Genomic DNA, 18,313 nt, shown 5'->3' with positions numbered 1-18,313 from the left:
AGGAGATCGATGTGAGCGACGAGAGCTTTCCCTCCCTCGCCACGAGCCCCGCGGCGCTGGAGATCCCGCAGGCCCTACTGCCGCGCGCCACGGACTCCGAGGTCGCCCGGCGGGCGACGGCGCTCGCTGACCGAGTGGCGGGATACGGCGCCTCGGAGCGCCTTGACGGGCGCTTTCGCCTGGCGGTCGGCGACCTCGGGCGAGCGGTGACGGGGCTCGAGGGCATGCGCGCCTGCGGCCTCGCGCCGAGCGTGGCCGACGAGGCACTGCCGCGGCTGGCCGAGGTGGTCGATGCGGTCGAGCGGGCCCTCGAGCGCGCGATCCCGGACCTCCAGGCCGAGCAGCAGAATGCGGAGAGCGTCCGCGCGCCAGTGCGCCGGCCCCGGAAGGTGCGCGCCGCAGTCCCGAAGTAGACGGCGGCCGTGTCGCCGCTCGATCGAGGCGCGGGGTCGCCGGACGACCCGTGGGTCAGCATCGGGTTCGCCCTCGCCGCCGGCGCCCTCGGAATCGCGTTCATCGTCTGGGGGATCGGCCAACTCGCCGGGCTGGCCCTCGGGGACGGAGCACTCTCGGCCGGGTTAGGTCAGATGCCGGGCGTGCTCTCGCGCCTGCCGAGCACGCTCTCGGATCCGGCGGCCGCCTGGCCGGCGCCCGACCGCAGTCGCCTGCCGGGGCCCGCTGGCTTCTACGCGGTGACGGTGACCGTCCTCGGCGGCCTTGCGGCCGTCGGCCTGGCGGCGGCGCGCGTCGCACGATGCGCGCCATGGGCCGCCCCCGCGAGCCGCGGCGAGTCGGGGGCCCGCTGGGCCCGCGCGAGCGACCTCCGGGCCCTCGTCGTGCGAGGCGCGCAACCGGGACGGCTGACGCTCGGCCGGCTCGGGCGACGCCTCGTCGCCACCGAGCCGCGCGCCAGCACGATCGTGATCGGGCCGAGCCAGTCGGGAAAGACGGCGGGCTTGGCTATCCCCGCGATCCTCGAGGCGGCGGGGCCGGTGCTCGCGGTGTCGGTGAAGCGCGACCTGCTCGATCGCACTCTGGCCGCCCGAGGCTCCCGCGGCGAGGTCTGGATCTACGACCCCACCGGCGCCGCGCACCTCGATGACGAGCGCGTCGTCGGCTGGGATCCGGTGCGCTCGTGCGTCGAGTGGGCCGACGCCCGCCGGATGGCCCACAACCTGACGAGCGCCCAGGCGGCCTCGGGGAGCCGGGACGCCGAGTTCTGGCTCCAGATGGCCGCGAAGCTGCTCGCGCCACTGCTCCTGGCTGCGGCGGGGAAGATCGACGGCTCGATGCGCGACGTCGTGAGCTGGGTCGACTCGGGTGAGCAGACGGTGGTGGCCGACCTCTTGCTCGATCTCGGTGAGCCCGACGCCCATGCCGCCTTCACGGCCACCTGCCGGCGGGAGGAGCGGACGTTGTCGTCGGTCTATGCCACCACCGAGGCGGTGCTCGCGCCCTTCGCCGATCCGGCGGTGCTCGAGAGCACGGCCCGTCATGGCATCGATACCGGGGCTCTACTCGACGGTCGGAACACGCTCTACATCGTCGCCCCGGCGAAGGATCAGGAGCGCTTGGCTCCCCTGTTCGCCGGCCTGGTCGAGCACGTCGTCGATGCGGCCTATGCGCGAGCGGCCGCCGGGCGGCCGTGTGGTCCATCGCTGCTGGTGGTGCTCGATGAGGCGGCCAACACGGCGCCGATCCGCAACCTTCCCCAGATCGCAGCGACCGCGGCCGGTCAGGGAATCCAGGTGGTGACGGTGTTCCAGGACCTGGCTCAGGCGCGCTCGCGCTATGGCGAGGCGGCCGACACGATCCTCGCCAACCACCGGGCCAAGCTCTTCCTGTCCGGCATCTCGGATGGGCGGACGCTCGAGTACCTCGGCCGCGCCCTCGGCGATGAGGAGGTGGGCTACGAGAGCCGCACACGCGGCGAGCGCGGGAGCACAAGCCGCACGCGGGGCACCCGCACGCGACGGCTTGCCCCGGCGGACGCCGTACGGGGGATCGCCCCGGGGGAGGCGATCCTGGTCTATGGCCACCTTCCGCCGGCTCGGCTCTCCCTTCGGCCCTGGTACCGCGAACGCTCCCTCCGAGGACTGGCCGCGCCCCAGGGCGGGACACGATGACGCCTCGCGGGAGCGGACATCGGCCATCGCGCGAGGCGGTCGCCCAGCAGGCGGAAGAACGCCGGGAGAAGGCGCGTGCGCACCTCGAGGCGGCCTGCAACGAGCTGCGCAGCTCGGAGGGGTGGCAGCGCTTCGCGAAGGCGCGGGCCCTCCTTCGCGGCTACTCGCTGAACAACACCCTGCTGATCCTCGCTCAGCGTCCCGACGCGACCACCGTTGCGAGCTTCCGCCATTGGAGCGAGCTGGGGCGCCAGGTGCGACGAGGTGAGCGGTCGCTCCGGATCTGGGCTCCCTCGATGCGGCGCGAGCGCGACGAGGCGACCGGCGACGAGACGACTTCGGTGCGGGCCTTCGTGCTGGTGCCGGTGTTCGACATCTCCCAGACTGACGGCCCGCCGCTCCCGGAGCCGCCTCCCGTCATAGCGCTGTCGGGCCACTCGCACGCTCATCTGTCGACCTGCCTGGAGCGACAGGCGTCAGAGGCCGGGTACGTCGTCGAGCGACGCCGGCAGATGCCGGGCCATGCGGAGGGGTTCGTCGATCACCGCACCAAGCAGATCGTGCTCTCGTCGGCCCTCGAGCCGAACGGACAGGTCGCGGTGCTCGTCCATGAGCTAGCCCACGTGCACGGCGCTCGATATGAGGAGTTTGGACGCGCGGGTGCTGAGGTGGTCGCCGAGACCGCCGCCTTCGTTGCGCTGTCAGCGGTGAGGCTCGACACTGCAGGGCAAGCGGTCCCGTACGTGGCGGGGCGGGCCGAGGCGGCGCCCAAGGAGATGGCGGCCTACGCCGAGGCGGTGCACCGCATCGCCTCCCGGCTCGAAGACGGGCTGGGGTTGTCGATCGAGCCGCGCGCCAGGGAAGCGCCGCACGTGGTGGCGCGTCCGCTGGCCAACGAGCGACTGGCGCGCGGGAACCCGCCGATCTCCGGGCGTGATCGCTGAAGGAATGTGTGCCGGCACCTCGGGCCGCCGCGGATAGTGGGAACAGCCCACTGGCACGCGGCCGACATCCAGAGCTGGAGGGTGGGCGATCAGGCTGCCGGCGGCGTCACCGGAACGGGTGTGGCGTCGTAAGTCACCGAGAGCGACACGCTGATCGAGGACGGCTTGTAGCAGCGGGTGACGGTCTTCCGGGAGATGACCCGGCCACGCCTGCCGTTGACCGTGGGGGCGCGCTTCACGCTCTGCACCCGCCCGCAGTACTGGTCGGGGCCGAAGCGGCCGAACGTGCCGAAGCCATAGTAGAAGCCGTAGGGGCCTGGCGCGGTCTCGGCCACCTCGAGGACGGCCCCCGGCTGGAGACCCGCCGCGATGGCGATACGGGTGGCCTGGTTACGGGCAGCCTCGATGGCCTGGGGAACCGCGAGCTTGCGGGCCGCAGACACGGCCTTGACGATCTTCGCGTTGGTGAGCGGCGCGGGCGCCACCACCTTGACCTGCGACACGCCGAGTGCGGTGATGCTCTGGGCGTTGGCGGTGCTGGCCGTGGCGGCGAGCGCCGCCACGGCGGCCAGGGTGGTGAGGCTCTTACGTGACGCGTTCATGGTGACCTCCTGAGTACTGCGGAACCGGTCGGTTCGTCGAGTCGACGCTGACCGGGGGGGGCGGACTGGACTATGGGGCGCCACCCTCAGGGAGCAGCCCCCTTGCGAGCGCGTCGACAGGGGCCGACGGGTCGGCGTCGGCCGGCACGAAGCGTCTACGGCGGATGCCGCGCACCAACGATCGGACGGCCGCCTCGTGGGAAATCCCGCGCCCGCTGATCGGCCCAAGCTCCGGATGGACCGAGGACGCGCGCCAGCGAGGGACGACCCCTCCGACCTCGAAGCGCACCGCGATGTCGGGCCAGAGCGCGTTCGCGACGGCTGGGTCCTCGCGGCCAGCCTCGGCGTCCGAGGTCATGAGGCCCGCCCGGTCTCGGCGCCCCATCCGGCGGGCGGCCGGCCCGCGTGCCTCTCGATCGAGCCGTCGCGTCGGCGCCAGCGCACCTCGGAGGGCTCGATGCCGCGGGCCTCGCACTCGGCGAGCTTTCTCTGCAGCTGGCGGCGGTCGGCGCAGACGAACTCCGAGGCGTCCGGCTCGGTCAGGACGAACTGGCCGGGCGAGAGCAGTCGATCGAGTGACGCCCCCGCGGGTCCCGCCGGTTCGTCCCAGACCACGGGGTCCAGGCCCAGAAGCGTTTCGCTAGGTCGGTCCCCTGCTGACATCGTGCGGCTCCTCGTCCGTCCCTCTCGATGACTAGACGCGCCACGAGGTCGTTCGCATCCCGCCCTTAGTACTCCGAGCGGCGGCGCTCGCTTCCCGTCATGGTCTGAGGGACCCCGGGCGGCGCACCTCCTCCCTCACCAACGCGACCCCCTGCTGATCGAAGGTCGTCACCGAGACCGCCCGCCGCTCCTTGGTCATATGCGCCGCAGGCACCTCGTAGAGCACGTAGCCCTCGGTCGGACGCAGGCGGGTGGCAGTGCCGTCCGCATACGCGATCTCCACCGAGCCGACTCGCGACGAGAACTGGCCCTGGAAGAGCGAGGGGATCCGGTCGATGCGACGGATGAAGCTCCCGGTCACCTGATCGTCGGGAAGCGATGGTGAGTCGCCCGGCCGACTGCACGCGAAGCTGCGCGAGTTCTTCTTCACGTAGACCCAGACGCACCGGCCACCTCCGCGGTTCGGCGCGACCCGGATCGACGCGCGGCCGCCATCTGCGAGATCGACGCCGAGCAGCTCGCGCTGCTTCGAGCGATCCGGCGTCAAGCGCGGTGGCCCGCCATCACCGAAGCGCGGTACCGCGATCCGGAACGAGCCGACCGGTCCGTTGAAGGTGAGCACGCGGGCCGTGGGCTTCGGCAGCATCGTGAAGGCGTTGTTGGTCACACGCACGACGGTGCCGTCATCGGTGCTCACGCGGTCGATTCCGTCACCGACGAGGCCGTTCAGGCGATAGGGGCCGTTCATGTAGCGCCCCCCGCTGAGCGAGGCGCCCCGGTTGAGGAAGGTCGCCCTCGGGCCGCAGGAGAAGCCGGCTCCCCCCGCCCGCTCCTGCGCGATGAAGCAGAGGCGGTCCGGCTCGACCGGCACGACGATCAGGCGCACGTCCGGGGTCTCGAGGGCCAGCCTGCCGACGCGGGGCGCGGCCGCCCCCGAGCCGGGCTCTGCGAGCGGCAGGGTCGACGGGAGCCGCACCAGTGGGGTCGTCGGCCGGTCGATCACCGAGAGCTCGGTGCTCGCAGGGGTCAGCCGATCGAAGACCGCCTCCTCGTTGGGCGAGGGCACCCAGCGCCCGGCGACGCCCTCGCGTACATAGGCGCGCCGCACGCCGGCCTGGTCGCAGGCCGGCGAGGCCGGATCGTCCGCGCCGATCAGCAGCTGACAGCGGGCGATCGGTATCGCCCGCCCGTCGAATAGTGCGCTCAGGGTGGTAACGAGCCCGGTCGTCGCCGAGTAGCCGAAGGGGGCGGCCGGGTCGAGGGCGACGCGGCCGTCGGAGCGCACCATCACCACCTTGCCCGCCGGCAGGGGATCGGTGAGCTCGACGCCCTCCGGCAGGATCCGGCCGGCCTGCCGGGCGGCGGAGTAGCGCGCGAGCGCCTCCGTGTAGCCCACGCCCGCCGGGAAGAGCAGAGACGGGCGCTCGGGCAGGTCCGCGTACGTCGGCGGGCGTGTGCGCTCGTAGCCACCGGGGAGGATGTCGGTGGCCGGCAGCACGAAGGCGGAGCGGTCGTCGTCGCCGAAGGGCGGCAGGTCGGAGATGCCCCAGCCACCCGCCGCGAGCGCCCCGCCGCCGACGGCGAGCGCCAGCGCCGCCGCAATCAGGTAGGTGCGCGGCCCGCGCGAGGCGAACCACGACCTGCGCCGGCCGGTGGCCCAGGGCGCTGACGCGCGTGCGTCGTGCATCGCCCGTCGGCCCGCCTCGGTCGCCCGCTCGTCGGGGTCGGGAAGGAGCTCTCCGATCGCGCGGAGGCGCGTCTCGAGATCGCTCATGGCTCGGGTACCTCCAGGATTCCGCGTAGGTCCGACAGGGCGCGCGACAGGCGCGAGGAGACCGTCCCGATCGGGATGCCGAGATGCTCGGCGATCTCCGGCGGGTCGAAGTCGAGCCAATAGCGCAGGGCGACGACGACCCGGCGGTCCTCGTCGAGCCGGGCGACGGCCGCGAGCAGCGCGTCGCGCTCGAGGATCTCGGCGTAGACCTCGGGTGCGGACAGCGCCTCGGGAAGGGGAGCATCGCGGGGCGAGCGCCGCAGCATGTCGATCGCCTGGTTGACCGCGATCCGGCCGATCCAGGCGCCGAACGAGCCATCGGTGCGGAACTGGTCGAGGGCGCGGATGGCCCGCTCCACCGCGCGCTGGGCGGCATCGTCGGCGGCGGGGCGGTCCCCGAGGACCGCGTAGGCCGCCTTCCACGCCCGCGGCCAGTGGCGAGCGAACAGATCGTCGGCGGCCTCCCTCGATCCCGCTCTGATGGCGAGAACCAGCTCGCTGTCGGTCAGGGTCTTCATCGCTGCCTATCCATACGCAGGCGCAGCCCCGTCCGCTCCCGGGTCAGTCGCCCCGGCGAGGATCACGACGTTGAGGAGGCTTCCGGCCAGACCCCTCGAGTGTTGCAGCTTCCTATCCGTGCGGCGGCAGACCGCAATAGAGTCGCACTCGTGACCGGAGCCAGCACCACCGCGAACCGGATTGTCCCGCGCCCGGTTCAGATCGCCTTCCGCAATGCCTGCAGCGACGTGTACCTCGGCGCGATCAGAGACCTATTCGACGGGGAGGGGTTCAGGCCCGTCGCCGCCTCGCGTGTTGAGCTGACAGGTGAGCGCCGCAGCCTCGCCGAGCGCTATCAGCTCGGCATCGACTGGCCCGATGAAACCGCGGGCCCACGCCTTCTGCGGATCTACTCACGCGCCCTGGTCGAGCATGCCCGCCGGCCAGACGGGGGCTGGTGGCGCAAGTGGGAGCCGTTCGTGCGCGGCCTGGAGCCAGGCCGGCTTCGAGATCGCCGACGACGGTCGCGTGACGCCGGCCCAGGAACGACGGCCCCCGCTCGACTTCTCGAACTACCACCTGCTCACGGACCCGGAGTTGCTCCGCGACAAGATGTCGCGGATTGATGCGCTGTGCGAAGAGCGCCCCGACGAGGCGATCGGGCATTCGAAGGAGCTCGTCGAGGCCGTCTGCAAGGCGATCCTTGAGGCAGAAGGCCAGAATCTGAAGGCGCTTCGCAACATGCACGCCCTCTACCAGGCCACCGCAACCGAGCTTGGCATCGCGAAGGACTCGGTGCCGGGAAGCGCGAAGGGCAGCGCCTCGGCGGCCAGCGTCCTCGAGAGCCTGCAGACAGCGGTGCACGGCCTCAACGCGTTGAGGAACGAACTTGGGACCGGGCACGGCAAGACCAAACGCAGTCCCCTCCGTGCGCGTCACGCGCATCTCGCGGCGGATTCGGCGCGCACCGTCGCAACGTTCCTGCTGGAGACCTGGCACGATCGCGCGCGGTCCAAGCCTTCGGCGGACTGAGAGCAGGAGCGACAACCAGCCCCAGGGACCGGCCTCCCCTTAGCCAGTTCGGGGCACGAGAACGGTTAGTTCGGTGAGCGAGCCGGGGTCCCGCGTCGGGACGACCTCGATCTCCTGGCCTGGCCGCGACCCCGGGTCACCTACTCGCGCCACGAGTCCGATCCTCAAGCCCCGGGGATAGATCGAGGGTCCCGTGCCGGCGGCGAGACCACTCGTCACGACGACCTCGCCAGACATGCTTCCCGGGACTCGCTCCAAGACCAGCTTCCCGACCGCGGGAGACCGCAGAACTCCTGGACGGCTCCCTGCTCTGGAGACCGTCGCGCCCACGACGGAGCGACCGTCCGTGATGAACGCGACCTCTGCCGTCCTCGATGACGCCTTCGTGACCCTCCCGACGAGCACCGGGCCGCTCGATGTGACGAATACGACCGGGGAGTCCGCCAGCACGCCGTCGGCCGACCCCACCCCGATCCGGGCTCCCGAGAACCAGCTCGCCGGCGAGCGACTGACCACGGGCCCGGCCACGGACGCATAGCCGGGGACGAGATCCGCGGCGACCATGACCTTCGGAAGCGCCTGGATGCTGCGGTCAGTTCCGCGAATGCTCGGCCCGTCACTCGGGCCGCATTTCGGCGGTACCGAGGCGCGGTTGCTGATGATCATGCACACGGGCAGCGTCGGCACGGCGATCCGCAGCCCGGGTGGCCAGAGGCGGCCGCGTGTCGGCCCACTCGGCGTCCCGGAGTAGATGGCGCCGAAGATCATGCCGTGCGGAGGCGTGTAGCCGAACGGCGCGCGCAGGTCGATGGCGATCCCCTGAGCGGGATCTGTCGGTCGGAGCAACACCGCGCCCTGCGGCAGAGGCGGACCGAGGGTCGTGTTGGGGGGCAGGGCCCCGGTCAGGACAGCCGAGACATAGAGGGCATCGAGTGCCTGCCCGTAAGTGGTTCCCGCCGGGAAGATCAGCGAGGGGCGCGGCCGCTCGCTTCCGAGTCGACGCACGGGGGTGCCGTAGAGCCAGGGTGCGTTGCGGAGGGCAGGCGTCGCGGCGCGCACCTGCGGCGTGCCCGCCACACAGGGCTCGCGCAGTCGCGGCTCCAGACAGGTGCGCACACTCGTAAGGGAGGACAGGTCGGGACGGAGCGATCCGGGAACAGGGTCCTCCGAGGAAGGCCCTGCGACGATGAGGAGTCCCAGGAGGACGGCGATACCCCCGAAGGCACCCGCCGTCGCAAGGATCCCGATCGGCCTGCGAAGCGCGACGGCGGTGCGGCGAAGGCGGGACGGCACGAGGGGAGCGGAGAGGCTCTCGAGGGCTGCCGACCGGATGCGCGCCGTCGCCTCGGCCGGGGGCTCGGGGAGATCCCCACCCGCGCGACGGAGTCGCTCTTCAAGCTCGCTCGACATCGGTCACCTCCAGGTCTTCTCGCAGCTGATTGAGCGCGCGCGACAGACGCGAGTGGACCGTCCCGAGCGGCAGTCCGAGCAGATCGGCGACCTCGGGAGGGCTGTATCCGAGCCAGAAGCGCAGGACGACGATCGCCCTCTTGTCGGCGGACAGATCCCGGAGCGCCCGATCGAGGGCCGCGTCGGGGGCGGGCATCCTCACCGAGGGATCGACGGTCTCCTCGCTGATCGGCGTGAGGCGTCGCGCGCGGCGGAGGTGGTCGAGGCTCCTGTTCACGGCGATACGGGTGACCCACGCCCGGAAGCTCGGGCCGCGGTAGTCGCCGAGGTGGGCGAAGGCCCGCATGAATGCGTCCTGCGCGCAATCCTCGGCTCCCTCCGAGCTGCCCGAGACTGCGTAGGCGGCCCGCCAGACCACGCGCCAGTGCCGATCGAAGAGACGTCCGGCCGCATCGCGCGACCCGGCGCGAGCCTCGCCAACGAGTTCTTCATCGCTCGGGGAGACGTTCATACCCCAATGAGACTCGCGAACGGCCCGTCTGCATCCATCGCCGAGTGGAAATACCGAAGGGCGACGCATCCATCAGGACGCCCCCGGGGAAGCTTGCGGTCCCAGAAGCGCGGCGAGCGCTCGCCTGGGGATCGCTCGCGTCCCAAGGGGATACCGAGGCCCGATGCGCTGACGTCCGGGGGCACTTGCCTGTATTCGTCGCACCGGGGTCGGCTCTTCTCACTCTGCAGACGGCCCCTTTCCACAGGCGAGCCGGGTTCTCCCGAAACCAGGGACGCTGCTCATCGGACCCCGAGCCCTGAATCGATCGCGGGCTCCGAGGCCAGCACCCGAGCGAGACCCTTACCTCCAATCCCTGGGGCGAGATCGACGACGAAGCTCGCGGGCACCGGGTTCGCGGGCAACTCATCGAGGATTGATGGGTTCTTCAGACGCGAACGCAGGCGCTCAAGGGCGGCGCTCTTCGACTCGTAACGGAACGAGGTGATGCGGCCGTCCTTCAGCAGCCGGGCGAGGGCGGCTCTGAGGTGCCCGACCTCGGCGATCGTTGCCTCGTCTCGGAGGTAGGCCCTGACCGTCGTGATCGGCTTGGCCGTGCCGGCGGTCGGCGGCGCACTCGTCTCGCGTCCGGTCGGCGTAGCGATGATCAGGGCCCCGATGAGAGCAGCGAGACCGACTGCGCCGACGACGGTCGGGATCCAGCGGAGGTGCCGGAACCTGCGAGAGGGAGTCGGTCGGGCCGTCTTCGCCTCCCGCAGCACGCGCGGCCAATCTGATCGCTCGTCGAGATCCGGCGTGTGCCGGTCCAGCAGAGCCATGACCTCGGGGTCGCGGCCGTCAGTCATCGGTGCCCTCCTGTCTCCATGGCCGTTCGAAGAGCGGAATGAGCGGCGCTGAGCGTCGCGCTGACGGTTCCCGTGCTCACACCCGTGACGGCTCCGATCGTCGCGTAGTCGAGGTCTGCGAAGTACCGCAGGAACAGCATCAGGCGCTGCCGCTCCGGGAGCGCGGCGACCATGGCCCGGATCTCAGGGTCGAGCGGCGGAACGGCGGTGGCCGTCGCCTCAGGTGTGGCTGCGGGGTCCTCATGCCGCAGACGCCGGCGGCGCCCGCGACGCTGATTGCGCGCGCTGTTGACTACCGCGGTCCAGACCCAGCTCTCGAGCGCCGCCTCCCGCCGGAAGGCTGCGAGATCGCGAAGGGACGCCGCGAAGGCATCGTGGACCGCATCGCGGGCGGAATCGCGGTCGCCGGTGATCGCCGCCGCGACCCGCACGAACACGTCGAGTCGGGCGCGATAGAGCTCCTCGAGATCCTCCGCCGTGGCGCCACCGTTGTGGATCGACTGCTGCTCTGTCACGACACCCGCATCCATCGACCGCTCCCGCTCGGTGACTCGTCCCATCCATACAGACACCGGGGATGCGGGTTCTGTTTAGGCGTCCTCCGCACTCGACCCTCCAGGCCAACTTCGGGTCAGCACCCGTTTCCCATCGGCCCCGTCTGCAGCGCTGATCGTCGGATCCGAGCGCGTGCCGGTCTCGGCATGCCCGACCGGCGGAGCGGCTGTGGTCACGATCCGAGATCCAGGCCAAGAGAGCGGCACCGGCCGCTCTCTTGGCGTGTTCGCGCGTCGGTGGCCTGGACATCATCGGTGTGCCGAAAAACATCCGGCCACCCACCGATCCATCCCTGCGGGCGCCGAGGGCCACGTCCGGATGCCGGGGAACAGGGGCGGCGGCATTTGGCCGCCGGCGGCGCGCGACACCGGGACGCGTTCGCCCACCTCGCTCGTCAGACAGTGTGTGGACCTCATGCGATCTGACGACCAGGGTCTTGTCGAACGCGCCCGCGACGGGGTGCCCGAGGCGCGCGCGGAGCTCTTTCGTCGGCACTGGCCGTCGGTCTGGAGACGCGCTTTCGCCGTCTCAGGGCGCCGGGCACTCGCCGATGACATCGCCCAGGATGCGTTCGTGCGCGCCTTCGCCAAGCTCGGCGATCTCGGGGAGCCGGCGCGCTTCGGGGCATGGATCGCACAGATCACCACCCGGCGTGCGATCGACGTCCTGCGCTCGGAAGGGCGCCTCACCCACCTCGAGGACCATGACAGCCCGAGCGTGGAGTGGGTCGACCGGTCGGACGCGGACGGTGACCTGCAGGCGGCGGTCGCCCGCCTGCCCGTGGAGCGTCGTTCGGTCATCGTGATGCGCTACTGGCTCGATCTCACCCCGCCGGAGATCGCCGAGGCCCTCGAGCTTCCCCTCGGCACGGTCAACTCCCGCCTCTCCCGCGCGCTGGCCGATCTGCGCGAACGACTCGCGGAGACCCCCCGTGCCTGACCTCGAGCAGCAGCTTCGCGATGTGCGCCCGGCCTGGCCGGAGCCGAGCGAGCGCGCCGAGGCACGCGCCCGCGCGGCGATCGGCATCGAGGCGCCATCCTCACCCGCGCGCCGGTGGGCGGCCCTCGCGCCGCGGCCGCGCCACGGCTCGCGCCTGCTCGTCGCCGCAGCCCTGCTGCTGACGGCCGGCGCCGCCGTCGCCGCGACGCTGATCAGCCGCGGCGGCTCGGAGCCTGCGCGCGGGCCGGCGGCTTCTCTCTCGTTCGGGGCCCCCGAGGTCGTCGGTCGGCCGGTCAGTCAGATCGACGGCCCACCGGTGCTCGCGATCGATGGACGCGGGACGGTGACGGTGGCGTGGGCCCGCGCGGGCCGCATCGTCGTCGCGACACGCCTGCCCGGAGCCGCCTGGTCGGAGCCCGAGCGGATCTCCGACCCGTCACGGCGCGCCTCCTACCCGGCGATCGGCTCGGACGCCGAGGGCGGGACCACCGTCATCTGGCGTGAGCGCACGGCGGGACGGCGCATCACCCAGACCTTCCGGCTGCCGAGCGGCGCCCCGGCGGGTGAGCTATCGGATCTCGTCGCACGCCGCTGGGCCGTGGTCGGGCGCCACCGCTCGGCCGAGGGCGTCTGGGGCGCCGCGGAGGACGTGTCTCCCCAGAGCGCAACCGTCCGCGATCTGGAATCGCCGGGCCTCGGGGTCTTCGCCGACGGCTCGAGCGTCGCGACCTGGGACCAGGGAGGCGCCGTCTGGTCGTCCACCCGCACGAGCTCGGGCGCGTGGCTGACGCCGGTGCGCGTCGGATCCGGCCCTGGCGAGGCGGTCGACCCGCAGCTGTCGATCGATCCCTCCGGGCGGGCCGCGCTCATCTGGTCGAACCGGGCCGGACAGGGGCTCGAGCGTCGCTACACGCTCCAGGTCGCGCGCTTTGGGACTCGCCCGGGGTGGGGCGCTTCGTCGGAGATCGGGACGCCCACGATCAACCCGCCCTATCCGGCCACGGCCATCGACTCCGCCGGCACGGCGGTCGCCGCCTGGAGCGGCACCCGCAACCTCGACCAGCCCGGGGTCATCTGGGCGGTCACGGCCGATGCCTCGGGAGCCTGGAGCACGGAGACGCTCGTCGGCCGGACCGCCCCTGGCTTCAACGACCTGCGCGCGCTCGCTGCCATGGCCGACGGGGGAACCGCCGTTCTGCTGCCCGACTCGTCGTCCGCCTTCCAGGCACCGGTCGGCGGTGAATGGGAGCCCCTCGCCCTACGCCCTGTGGCCGGTCGGCCGTTCTCGGCGGCCCTCGGCGTGGACCCCTCGCGCGCGACCGTCCTCGTGCGCGGCACGATCGAGCCCAATCAGAGCGTCGTCGAGCGTCGCGCCGGGCTGTCGGGCGCCATCGAGCGGGCGAGAATCGACGGCGTCAGCTTCCATCTGGCGCTCGCGATCGGCCAGGACGGCACGAGCGCGCTCGCCTGGGTCGGCGGTGGCTCGTCACCGGCAGTGATCGTCGCGGTGGCCGATGGATCGCCTCCTGCCCGCGGCGGTGGCGGATGACGCGCCGGTGGATGACACTCGGCGTCGCGGTCGCGGTCGCGGTCGCGGTCGCGGCGCTCGTGATCGTCGTTCTTCGGGCTGATGACTCACCGGCGGGATGGAGCGCACCGGTGACCCTCTCCCCGGCCGGACTCGTCGGCAGCACTGAGAGCGCGACCAGCGACGACGGTACGAGCGTTGCCGTCTGGTCCGAGCGCAGCGGTGGGCAGTGGGCGCTCATGAGCGCAGAACGCCCGCTCGGCGGCCGCTGGAGCACCCCCGCGCCGATCGTCGATTCCCAGCTGTGGCGCATCCGCGACATCTCCATGGCGGTCAATCAGCGAGGCGATGGCGTCGTCGCCTTCGCCTTCTGGAGCCGCTCACGAACCGTCTTGCTGGCGAGCGTCCGCCCCGCCGGCGGGCGCTGGGGAGAGCCCCAGGTCATCGCACCCGTCATCAGCGGGTCCTACTTTCCGAAGGCGGCCATCGGGCAAGACGGGGAGGCCGTCGTCGCCTGGAGCACGCTGGGGCCACGGGGCGCGATCTCCGTGGCGCGCCGGTCATCCGCGGGGTGGAGCGACCCCGTCGCCGTACTGGATACAGGCGACGTATTCAGCACACCCGAGCTGGTCGTCGGCCCGGGCGGAGAGGCGGTCCTCGCGACGTCGATCAACCGCGGCAGCTCCGCGAAGCCCCGGCTGCAGCTCGCTGTGACGCGAAGCGAGGCAGCCGGAGCGCTCTGGCGTGACATGGCGCTGCCCGATCCCTCCGTCGCTGACAGCGCGCAACCGACGCTCGCCTACGACGCTCAGGGGCGTCTCAACCTGATGTGGGCGCGTCCTGCACGAGGTGCGACGGCGCTCGTCGCAAGCCGGGCGGACGGGGTGGACTGGAGTGAAGCGAGTGAACTGGACCGCGGCCCGGTCAACGGCTTCGGCACCGTGGTGGCCCAACCGGATGCCGAGGGTCTGGTCGTCGCATGGGTGCGATGGGCCGTCCCGTCGGAGAGCATCACGATCCGTGCCGCGCGACTGGGGGCGAACCCCGGAGCCCCCTCACCACCTGCGGTCCTCGACACCTTCACGCTCCCGGCCGGCCCGGGCCTCTACCGCGGCCCGCCCTCGACGAGCCTCTCCCTGGCCGGAGGGCAGTCGCCCACGGCCCTCTGGTCACGGTTGCTGTCGCTTGCCCCTCAGTCGAGCGCCGATGTGGTCTCGGCATCGATGGACCGATCCGGCACCTGGTCGAGCGCCACCGTCGTCGCTCCCCATGCCAAGAACACGTGGCCGCTCGACGCCGGATCGGCGGAGGGAACTCGCATCGCGGCCTGGGCGACCCTCACCAATCCGAACGGCGGCCCTATCGACATCTCGGTCTCCGAGAGCCGGTAGGAGAGCCTCGCCATCGACCGAGCGTTCCGGCCGTCGCCGTGGTCGCGCTCAGGCTGTCTCGCGCCGGAAGCGAGCCCTCGCGGATCGCAGTGCGACACGCCAGGACGCCCGGAGGCGCCAGAGCGCATCCGGGCGTCCGAGGGGGACGACGGCGGCGTCGAGGGCGTCCTGCAGGTGCACGAGTTCGTCGAGGACCCGTCGGCCGGCCGCGCCGTCGCGACTGCCTCCGGGTGGTGTGGATCGGTGAGCAGGTCGAGGAGGTGCCGGCTCCCAGGCGGGCGTGAACCGCCCGCGAGGACGCGCACCAGACGCCTGCACGTCTCCTGATAACGATGGGCGGCGTCGCGGACCTCCTCAGCGCGCCGGGCGAGGACCCCGTCGCCGGAGCTCCGCTCGAGAGAGGAGTCCATCGCGCGCTGGTAGTGGTCTGCCGCGAGCTGGACGTCGTGGGTCGCCTCGCCGACACGGCGTAGGTGATCGCGCCGCCGCTCGATGCCCGCCAGCCGCACCGCGCTCTCGGCCGCGCTCGCCGCCATGAGGATCAGGAGAGCGGCGAGGATCACGGCGGCGAGGAGAACCGCGACGATGACGAGCGGCATGGGCAGATCATCCCACAGGCCCTGGACCTGACGCCACGTGGTAGGGGCGGCCCTTCAGGTCGTAGACCATGTGCTCAAGGGGCTTGGACCGCCGGGCGGTCCACCCGCACCCTCGCCACGGCCGCCGGCTTCGCTCGGCGAGCCGCAGACGACGGGCTACTCAGCCGCCCAGCTCGGGAATCAACTCGCGGATCCTGTCCCTGACACGATTCCCAACTTCCGTCAGGGGGATCTGCGACTCGATTACCGCCGCGGCTCGTTGTGCTTCAGGTCGCGCCGCCCAGGTGTCCGGATTGAGTGAAGCGAGAAGCCTCCCGTACTCCCCTGTCCAGGCATCGAAGCCGGCGACCAGATCGTCGTCAACGATGCGAGCAGCCGCGAGGCGACCGGCGGCAATGGCCTCACCGAACCGCACTTCAGCGTCGGCCCAGGGGGTGGCTGAACGCATCTCGTCCTCTCGCAGAACGGCGAAGCCGAGTCGCACGACGGAGAACGCAGCCACCTCCGCCTTCTGGAATGCCTCCTGAAAGGCATAGAGCGCATCCAGGCGGCGCGCCTGGCGTAGATCTTCTCGTGTCTCGCGCAGCCTGAAACGCTCCGTCTTCCCGGCGAACCAAGGCGAGAGAAGTGCTGCGGCCACGGTTGCCACGGCTCCGGTGACGGCGACGCTGAAGACTGTCCAGTCCACGGTAGAAACCTTACGGGCACCGCAGCACCCCCGCGTGCTCGCCCTCGAGCCTCATGGTGCTCAACAAGCTCGGCCCGCGGGCTGCCTGGGGCGGGCTGGGGCGCTTGGACCGACGAAGCTGCGCGCATGACGCTCACGGCTCGTCATCGGCAGCTGCCGGGGCCAGGACCGCGGTCACCGGTCCGTCGGGGCCAACCAGCCCGTGCCGCCCGGCCTCCTCCACTCAATCGGGAACGAGCCGCGTAACGTGGGCCTTCCTGCCGGACATTGACCGGATGGACATGGACGACCGCGACCGCGATGCCGACCGACTCGAAGCCCTCTGGCGCGAGCACTACGCGGCGGTGCTGGCCTACGGGCGACGACGGGCGCCCGACGACGTCGCGGCGGATGTCGCCGCCGAGGTCTTCACGGTCGCCTGGCGCCGCCTGGCCGATGTGCCCGCCGAGCCCCGGCCGTGGCTGCTTGGCGTCGCACGTCGCACGCTCGCCAATCAGCGGCGTGCCGAGGGACGGCGGGAGGGTCTCCACGCACGCCTGGAAGAGGACGCCCGGACGGCGAGCGGTGCTCCCCCGGATCACACTGGCGACGCGGTCCGCAGCGCCCTCACGCGCTTGACGGCGCGGGAGCGCGAGGCCCTCCTCCTGACGGCATGGGATGGGCTCGGGCGCGCCGAGGCGGCCGCGGTGTGCGGGTGCACCGAGACCGCGTTCCGCGTCCGCCTTCACCGCGCCCGGCGCCGGTTCGCCGCTGCTCTCGGCCCGGACCGGGCGATCCCGGAGCCCACGGGGCCGATCACCACGCCAGACCAGGAGGGGACCCGATGAGGCGGACCGCGGATCTCGAGCGAGCCGACCGCGCGCTCCGCCAGGCCGACCCGGTGTCGGCGGAGGCTCTTTCCGGCGCCGGGGAGTCGTCCGCTGCGCGCCAGACGCTCGCTCGCATCCTGTCCGAGGCGCCCGTGCGTGCGACGACACGGCGGCGTCGCGTCGCGGGCCTGACGCGTCGCACAATGAGCGTCGCCGGAGCAGGTGCACTCGTGGCGCTAGTGGCGGGGCTGCTCCTCTTCGTACACGGAGGGGAGGACTCGCCCACGGCGAGCGTCGCCCCGCCCTCGATCCATTACGGCATCTTCGATCGAGCCCAGACCGGGGATGAAGCGTCGCTTGTCGACGGTCAGTACCCCGAGCGCGTCGTCCCGGACACGGTCCGCCTGGCCGACTCGGAGGCCGGCAATCGCTACATCCTCGCAAAGACGTCGGCGGGGGCGATCTGCACGCGCGTCCTGGGCAGCCGCGGAGGTGGCTCGTCGGGATGTGGACCGCCCGGGCAGCCGCGTGTGTCGCTCGCCGGTGGGGAGGTGCTCGACAACGCGCACATCGTCTACGGGCTCGTTCCCGACGCGATCGTCGAGGTATCGGTGAACGGGCGGGTGCTCCCGGTCGTCGGGAACGTCTTCCACGCCGCCCTCGATCCCCTGACCAGGCGGGCTGTGATCGACTACCGAACGAGCGACGGCGTGGTCACCGCCTGGCGCGAGTCGATACCGGTGGAGATCGGCGGCCCACTCCCTCCGGTGAAGGTCGAGCCGTTCGGCTCGCAGGCCCGACTGCTGCAAACCCGCCCTCCCTATCTGGGCGTCGTCTGCTCACCCGCGAGCTCGTTCGCGTGCGACCGGGTCGGCCTCATGATCTGGTTGCGCAAGCCCGCCCTCCGGGTCGTCGCCAAGATCGCGGGCCGTCGCGTGGTGCTCGGTGATCCGCGCTGGAGCGGACCCCTGAAGGACGGTCGCCGCAGGAGGTTCGCGGGCTTCCTCCAGCCCGCGGGACTCATCGACGGTCCGCTGCGGATCCCGGCGCAGAACGGCGGGACGACATGGACCGGTGATCCTCCGGTCACCGCGAAGATCCTCATCCTCGTGACGTATGAAGCGGGCTCCACCTCCAGTGCGGCTATGCGGGTGCGACTCTCACCGGGCTGGGGTTGAGGGTTCGGTCCTCCACCGCTGAGAAGCCAACCGTTCCGTCAGGGGTCAGGATGCTCTTCCCACGGAACCCCAAGGCCGACTGGACGCCGGAGAGCTGCACCCTCGGCCGCCACCCGGGTGTATGCGGGCAACGCGCTCGTCGACTCGAGCCTGAATCAGTTGCCACTGGAGCATGCCGTTTCGGCGCCGGCAGGCGTGGGAGTTGGGCCCTCGGGCTGCCC

General features: G+C 71.7%; 19 protein-coding genes. 10 read left to right on the top strand and 9 right to left on the bottom strand.

All coding sequences use genetic code 11. The features are described 5' to 3' along the window. Positions 1-11 precede the first annotated feature (11 nt). From IU369_RS01175 to IU369_RS01165, 3 genes are read left to right on the top strand one after another with little or no spacing between them, the layout of a single operon-like run. Entirely contained in the window at positions 12-413 is a 402-nt protein-coding gene (locus IU369_RS01175; protein WP_217922733.1) for a hypothetical protein, read from the top strand. 9 nt (positions 414-422) lie between these two features. Beyond that, positions 423-2,126, top strand: a complete 1,704-nt coding sequence (locus tag IU369_RS01170) for a type IV secretory system conjugative DNA transfer family protein (protein ID WP_217922732.1) — start codon at positions 423-425, stop codon at positions 2,124-2,126. After that, entirely contained in the window at positions 2,123-3,070 is a 948-nt protein-coding gene (locus IU369_RS01165; RefSeq protein ID WP_217922731.1) for an ArdC family protein, read from the top strand. The genes IU369_RS01170 and IU369_RS01165 overlap by 4 nt, the downstream gene beginning before the upstream one ends. Before the next feature lie 89 nt (positions 3,071-3,159). Here the strand turns inward: IU369_RS01165 and IU369_RS01160 are convergent, their stop codons facing one another. The 4 genes from IU369_RS01160 to IU369_RS01145 form a co-directional block, all read right to left on the bottom strand. Next, on the bottom strand, positions 3,160-3,756 hold the full coding sequence (locus IU369_RS01160) for an SIMPL domain-containing protein (RefSeq protein ID WP_217922730.1): 597 nt from the start codon (positions 3,754-3,756) through the stop codon (positions 3,160-3,162). 270 nt (positions 3,757-4,026) lie between these two features. Next, on the bottom strand, positions 4,027-4,287 hold the full coding sequence (locus IU369_RS01155; RefSeq protein ID WP_217922729.1) for a hypothetical protein: 261 nt from the start codon (positions 4,285-4,287) through the stop codon (positions 4,027-4,029). 145 nt (positions 4,288-4,432) lie between these two features. Next, positions 4,433-6,109, bottom strand: coding sequence for a hypothetical protein (locus IU369_RS01150; protein ID WP_217922728.1), 1,677 nt, complete (start codon positions 6,107-6,109; stop codon positions 4,433-4,435). Next, positions 6,106-6,627, bottom strand: coding sequence for an RNA polymerase sigma factor (locus IU369_RS01145; RefSeq protein ID WP_217922727.1), 522 nt, complete (start codon positions 6,625-6,627; stop codon positions 6,106-6,108). Before IU369_RS01145 ends, IU369_RS01150 begins: the two co-directional genes overlap by 4 nt. Before the next feature lie 508 nt (positions 6,628-7,135). Here IU369_RS01145 and IU369_RS01140 point away from each other — a divergent pair. After that, on the top strand, positions 7,136-7,639 hold the full coding sequence (locus IU369_RS01140) for an abortive infection family protein (RefSeq protein WP_217922726.1): 504 nt from the start codon (positions 7,136-7,138) through the stop codon (positions 7,637-7,639). A gap of 39 nt (positions 7,640-7,678) precedes the next feature. On the opposite strand, the gene mreC is transcribed toward IU369_RS01140, so the two are convergent. The 4 genes from mreC to IU369_RS01120 form a co-directional block, all read right to left on the bottom strand. Then, positions 7,679-9,049 (bottom strand): rod shape-determining protein MreC, encoded by a 1,371-nt coding sequence (mreC, locus tag IU369_RS01135; protein ID WP_217922725.1) that lies wholly within the window; start codon positions 9,047-9,049, stop codon positions 7,679-7,681. Then, complete coding sequence (locus IU369_RS01130) at positions 9,033-9,560, bottom strand: RNA polymerase sigma factor (protein ID WP_246551322.1); 528 nt, start codon at positions 9,558-9,560, stop codon at positions 9,033-9,035. Before IU369_RS01130 ends, mreC begins: the two co-directional genes overlap by 17 nt. A gap of 281 nt (positions 9,561-9,841) precedes the next feature. Next, positions 9,842-10,321, bottom strand: a complete 480-nt coding sequence (locus IU369_RS01125; RefSeq protein ID WP_217922723.1) for a permease-like cell division protein FtsX — start codon at positions 10,319-10,321, stop codon at positions 9,842-9,844. An 80-nt stretch (positions 10,322-10,401) separates the two neighbouring features. Beyond that, on the bottom strand, positions 10,402-10,935 hold the full coding sequence (locus tag IU369_RS01120) for an RNA polymerase sigma factor (RefSeq protein ID WP_217922722.1): 534 nt from the start codon (positions 10,933-10,935) through the stop codon (positions 10,402-10,404). A 343-nt stretch (positions 10,936-11,278) separates the two neighbouring features. On the opposite strand from IU369_RS01120, the gene IU369_RS01115 reads away from it, so the two are divergent. From IU369_RS01115 to IU369_RS01100, 4 genes are all read left to right on the top strand, one after another. Continuing rightward, positions 11,279-11,899 carry an RNA polymerase sigma factor gene (locus IU369_RS01115; RefSeq protein ID WP_343233213.1) on the top strand — a complete coding sequence of 207 codons (621 nt, stop codon included), beginning with the start codon at positions 11,279-11,281 and terminating at the stop codon, positions 11,897-11,899. Further along, positions 11,892-13,448, top strand: a complete 1,557-nt coding sequence (locus tag IU369_RS01110) for a hypothetical protein (RefSeq protein WP_217922720.1) — start codon at positions 11,892-11,894, stop codon at positions 13,446-13,448. Before IU369_RS01115 ends, IU369_RS01110 begins: the two co-directional genes overlap by 8 nt. An 11-nt stretch (positions 13,449-13,459) precedes the next feature. Continuing rightward, positions 13,460-14,818, top strand: a complete 1,359-nt coding sequence (locus IU369_RS01105; RefSeq protein WP_217922719.1) for a hypothetical protein — start codon at positions 13,460-13,462, stop codon at positions 14,816-14,818. 332 nt (positions 14,819-15,150) lie between these two features. Further along, positions 15,151-15,291: a hypothetical protein gene (locus IU369_RS01100; protein ID WP_217922718.1), complete on the top strand. Its 141-nt coding sequence runs from the start codon at positions 15,151-15,153 to the stop codon at positions 15,289-15,291. Positions 15,292-15,577: 286 nt separating this feature from the next. Here the strand turns inward: IU369_RS01100 and IU369_RS01095 are convergent, their stop codons facing one another. After that, positions 15,578-16,105: a hypothetical protein gene (locus tag IU369_RS01095; protein WP_217922717.1), complete on the bottom strand. Its 528-nt coding sequence runs from the start codon at positions 16,103-16,105 to the stop codon at positions 15,578-15,580. 275 nt (positions 16,106-16,380) lie between these two features. Here IU369_RS01095 and IU369_RS01090 point away from each other — a divergent pair, with 275 nt between their 5' ends. Next, positions 16,381-16,932 carry an RNA polymerase sigma factor gene (locus tag IU369_RS01090; protein WP_217922716.1) on the top strand — a complete coding sequence of 184 codons (552 nt, stop codon included), beginning with the start codon at positions 16,381-16,383 and terminating at the stop codon, positions 16,930-16,932. After that, complete coding sequence (locus IU369_RS01085; protein ID WP_217922715.1) at positions 16,929-18,092, top strand: hypothetical protein; 1,164 nt, start codon at positions 16,929-16,931, stop codon at positions 18,090-18,092. Before IU369_RS01090 ends, IU369_RS01085 begins: the two co-directional genes overlap by 4 nt. Positions 18,093-18,313: the final 221 nt, after the last annotated feature.

Source organism: Miltoncostaea oceani, from assembly GCF_018141545.1.
GTDB classification, from domain to species: Bacteria; Actinomycetota; Thermoleophilia; order Miltoncostaeales; family Miltoncostaeaceae; genus Miltoncostaea; species Miltoncostaea oceani.
Note: the sequence above shows the minus strand (reverse complement) of the source record. Positions and strands in the feature narration are given on the sequence as shown.

Excerpts from the sequence above, each read along its gene's own strand:
- IU369_RS01085 (WP_217922715.1), top strand. The coding sequence starts at position 16,929 with ATGAGGCGGACCGCGGATCTCGAGCGAGCCGACCGCGCGCTCCGCCAG.
- IU369_RS01100 (WP_217922718.1), top strand. The coding sequence starts at position 15,151 with ATGGGCGGCGTCGCGGACCTCCTCAGCGCGCCGGGCGAGGACCCCGTC.
- IU369_RS01115 (WP_343233213.1), top strand. The coding sequence starts at position 11,279 with ATGCCGGGGAACAGGGGCGGCGGCATTTGGCCGCCGGCGGCGCGCGAC.
- mreC (WP_217922725.1), bottom strand. The coding sequence starts at position 9,049 with ATGTCGAGCGAGCTTGAAGAGCGACTCCGTCGCGCGGGTGGGGATCTC.
- IU369_RS01120 (WP_217922722.1), bottom strand. The coding sequence starts at position 10,935 with ATGGATGCGGGTGTCGTGACAGAGCAGCAGTCGATCCACAACGGTGGC.
- IU369_RS01130 (WP_246551322.1), bottom strand. The coding sequence starts at position 9,560 with ATGAACGTCTCCCCGAGCGATGAAGAACTCGTTGGCGAGGCTCGCGCC.
- IU369_RS01150 (WP_217922728.1), bottom strand. The coding sequence starts at position 6,109 with ATGAGCGATCTCGAGACGCGCCTCCGCGCGATCGGAGAGCTCCTTCCC.
- IU369_RS01145 (WP_217922727.1), bottom strand. The coding sequence starts at position 6,627 with ATGAAGACCCTGACCGACAGCGAGCTGGTTCTCGCCATCAGAGCGGGA.
- IU369_RS01090 (WP_217922716.1), top strand. The coding sequence starts at position 16,381 with ATGGACATGGACGACCGCGACCGCGATGCCGACCGACTCGAAGCCCTC.
- IU369_RS01165 (WP_217922731.1), top strand. The coding sequence starts at position 2,123 with ATGACGCCTCGCGGGAGCGGACATCGGCCATCGCGCGAGGCGGTCGCC.
- IU369_RS01105 (WP_217922719.1), top strand. The coding sequence starts at position 13,460 with ATGACACTCGGCGTCGCGGTCGCGGTCGCGGTCGCGGTCGCGGCGCTC.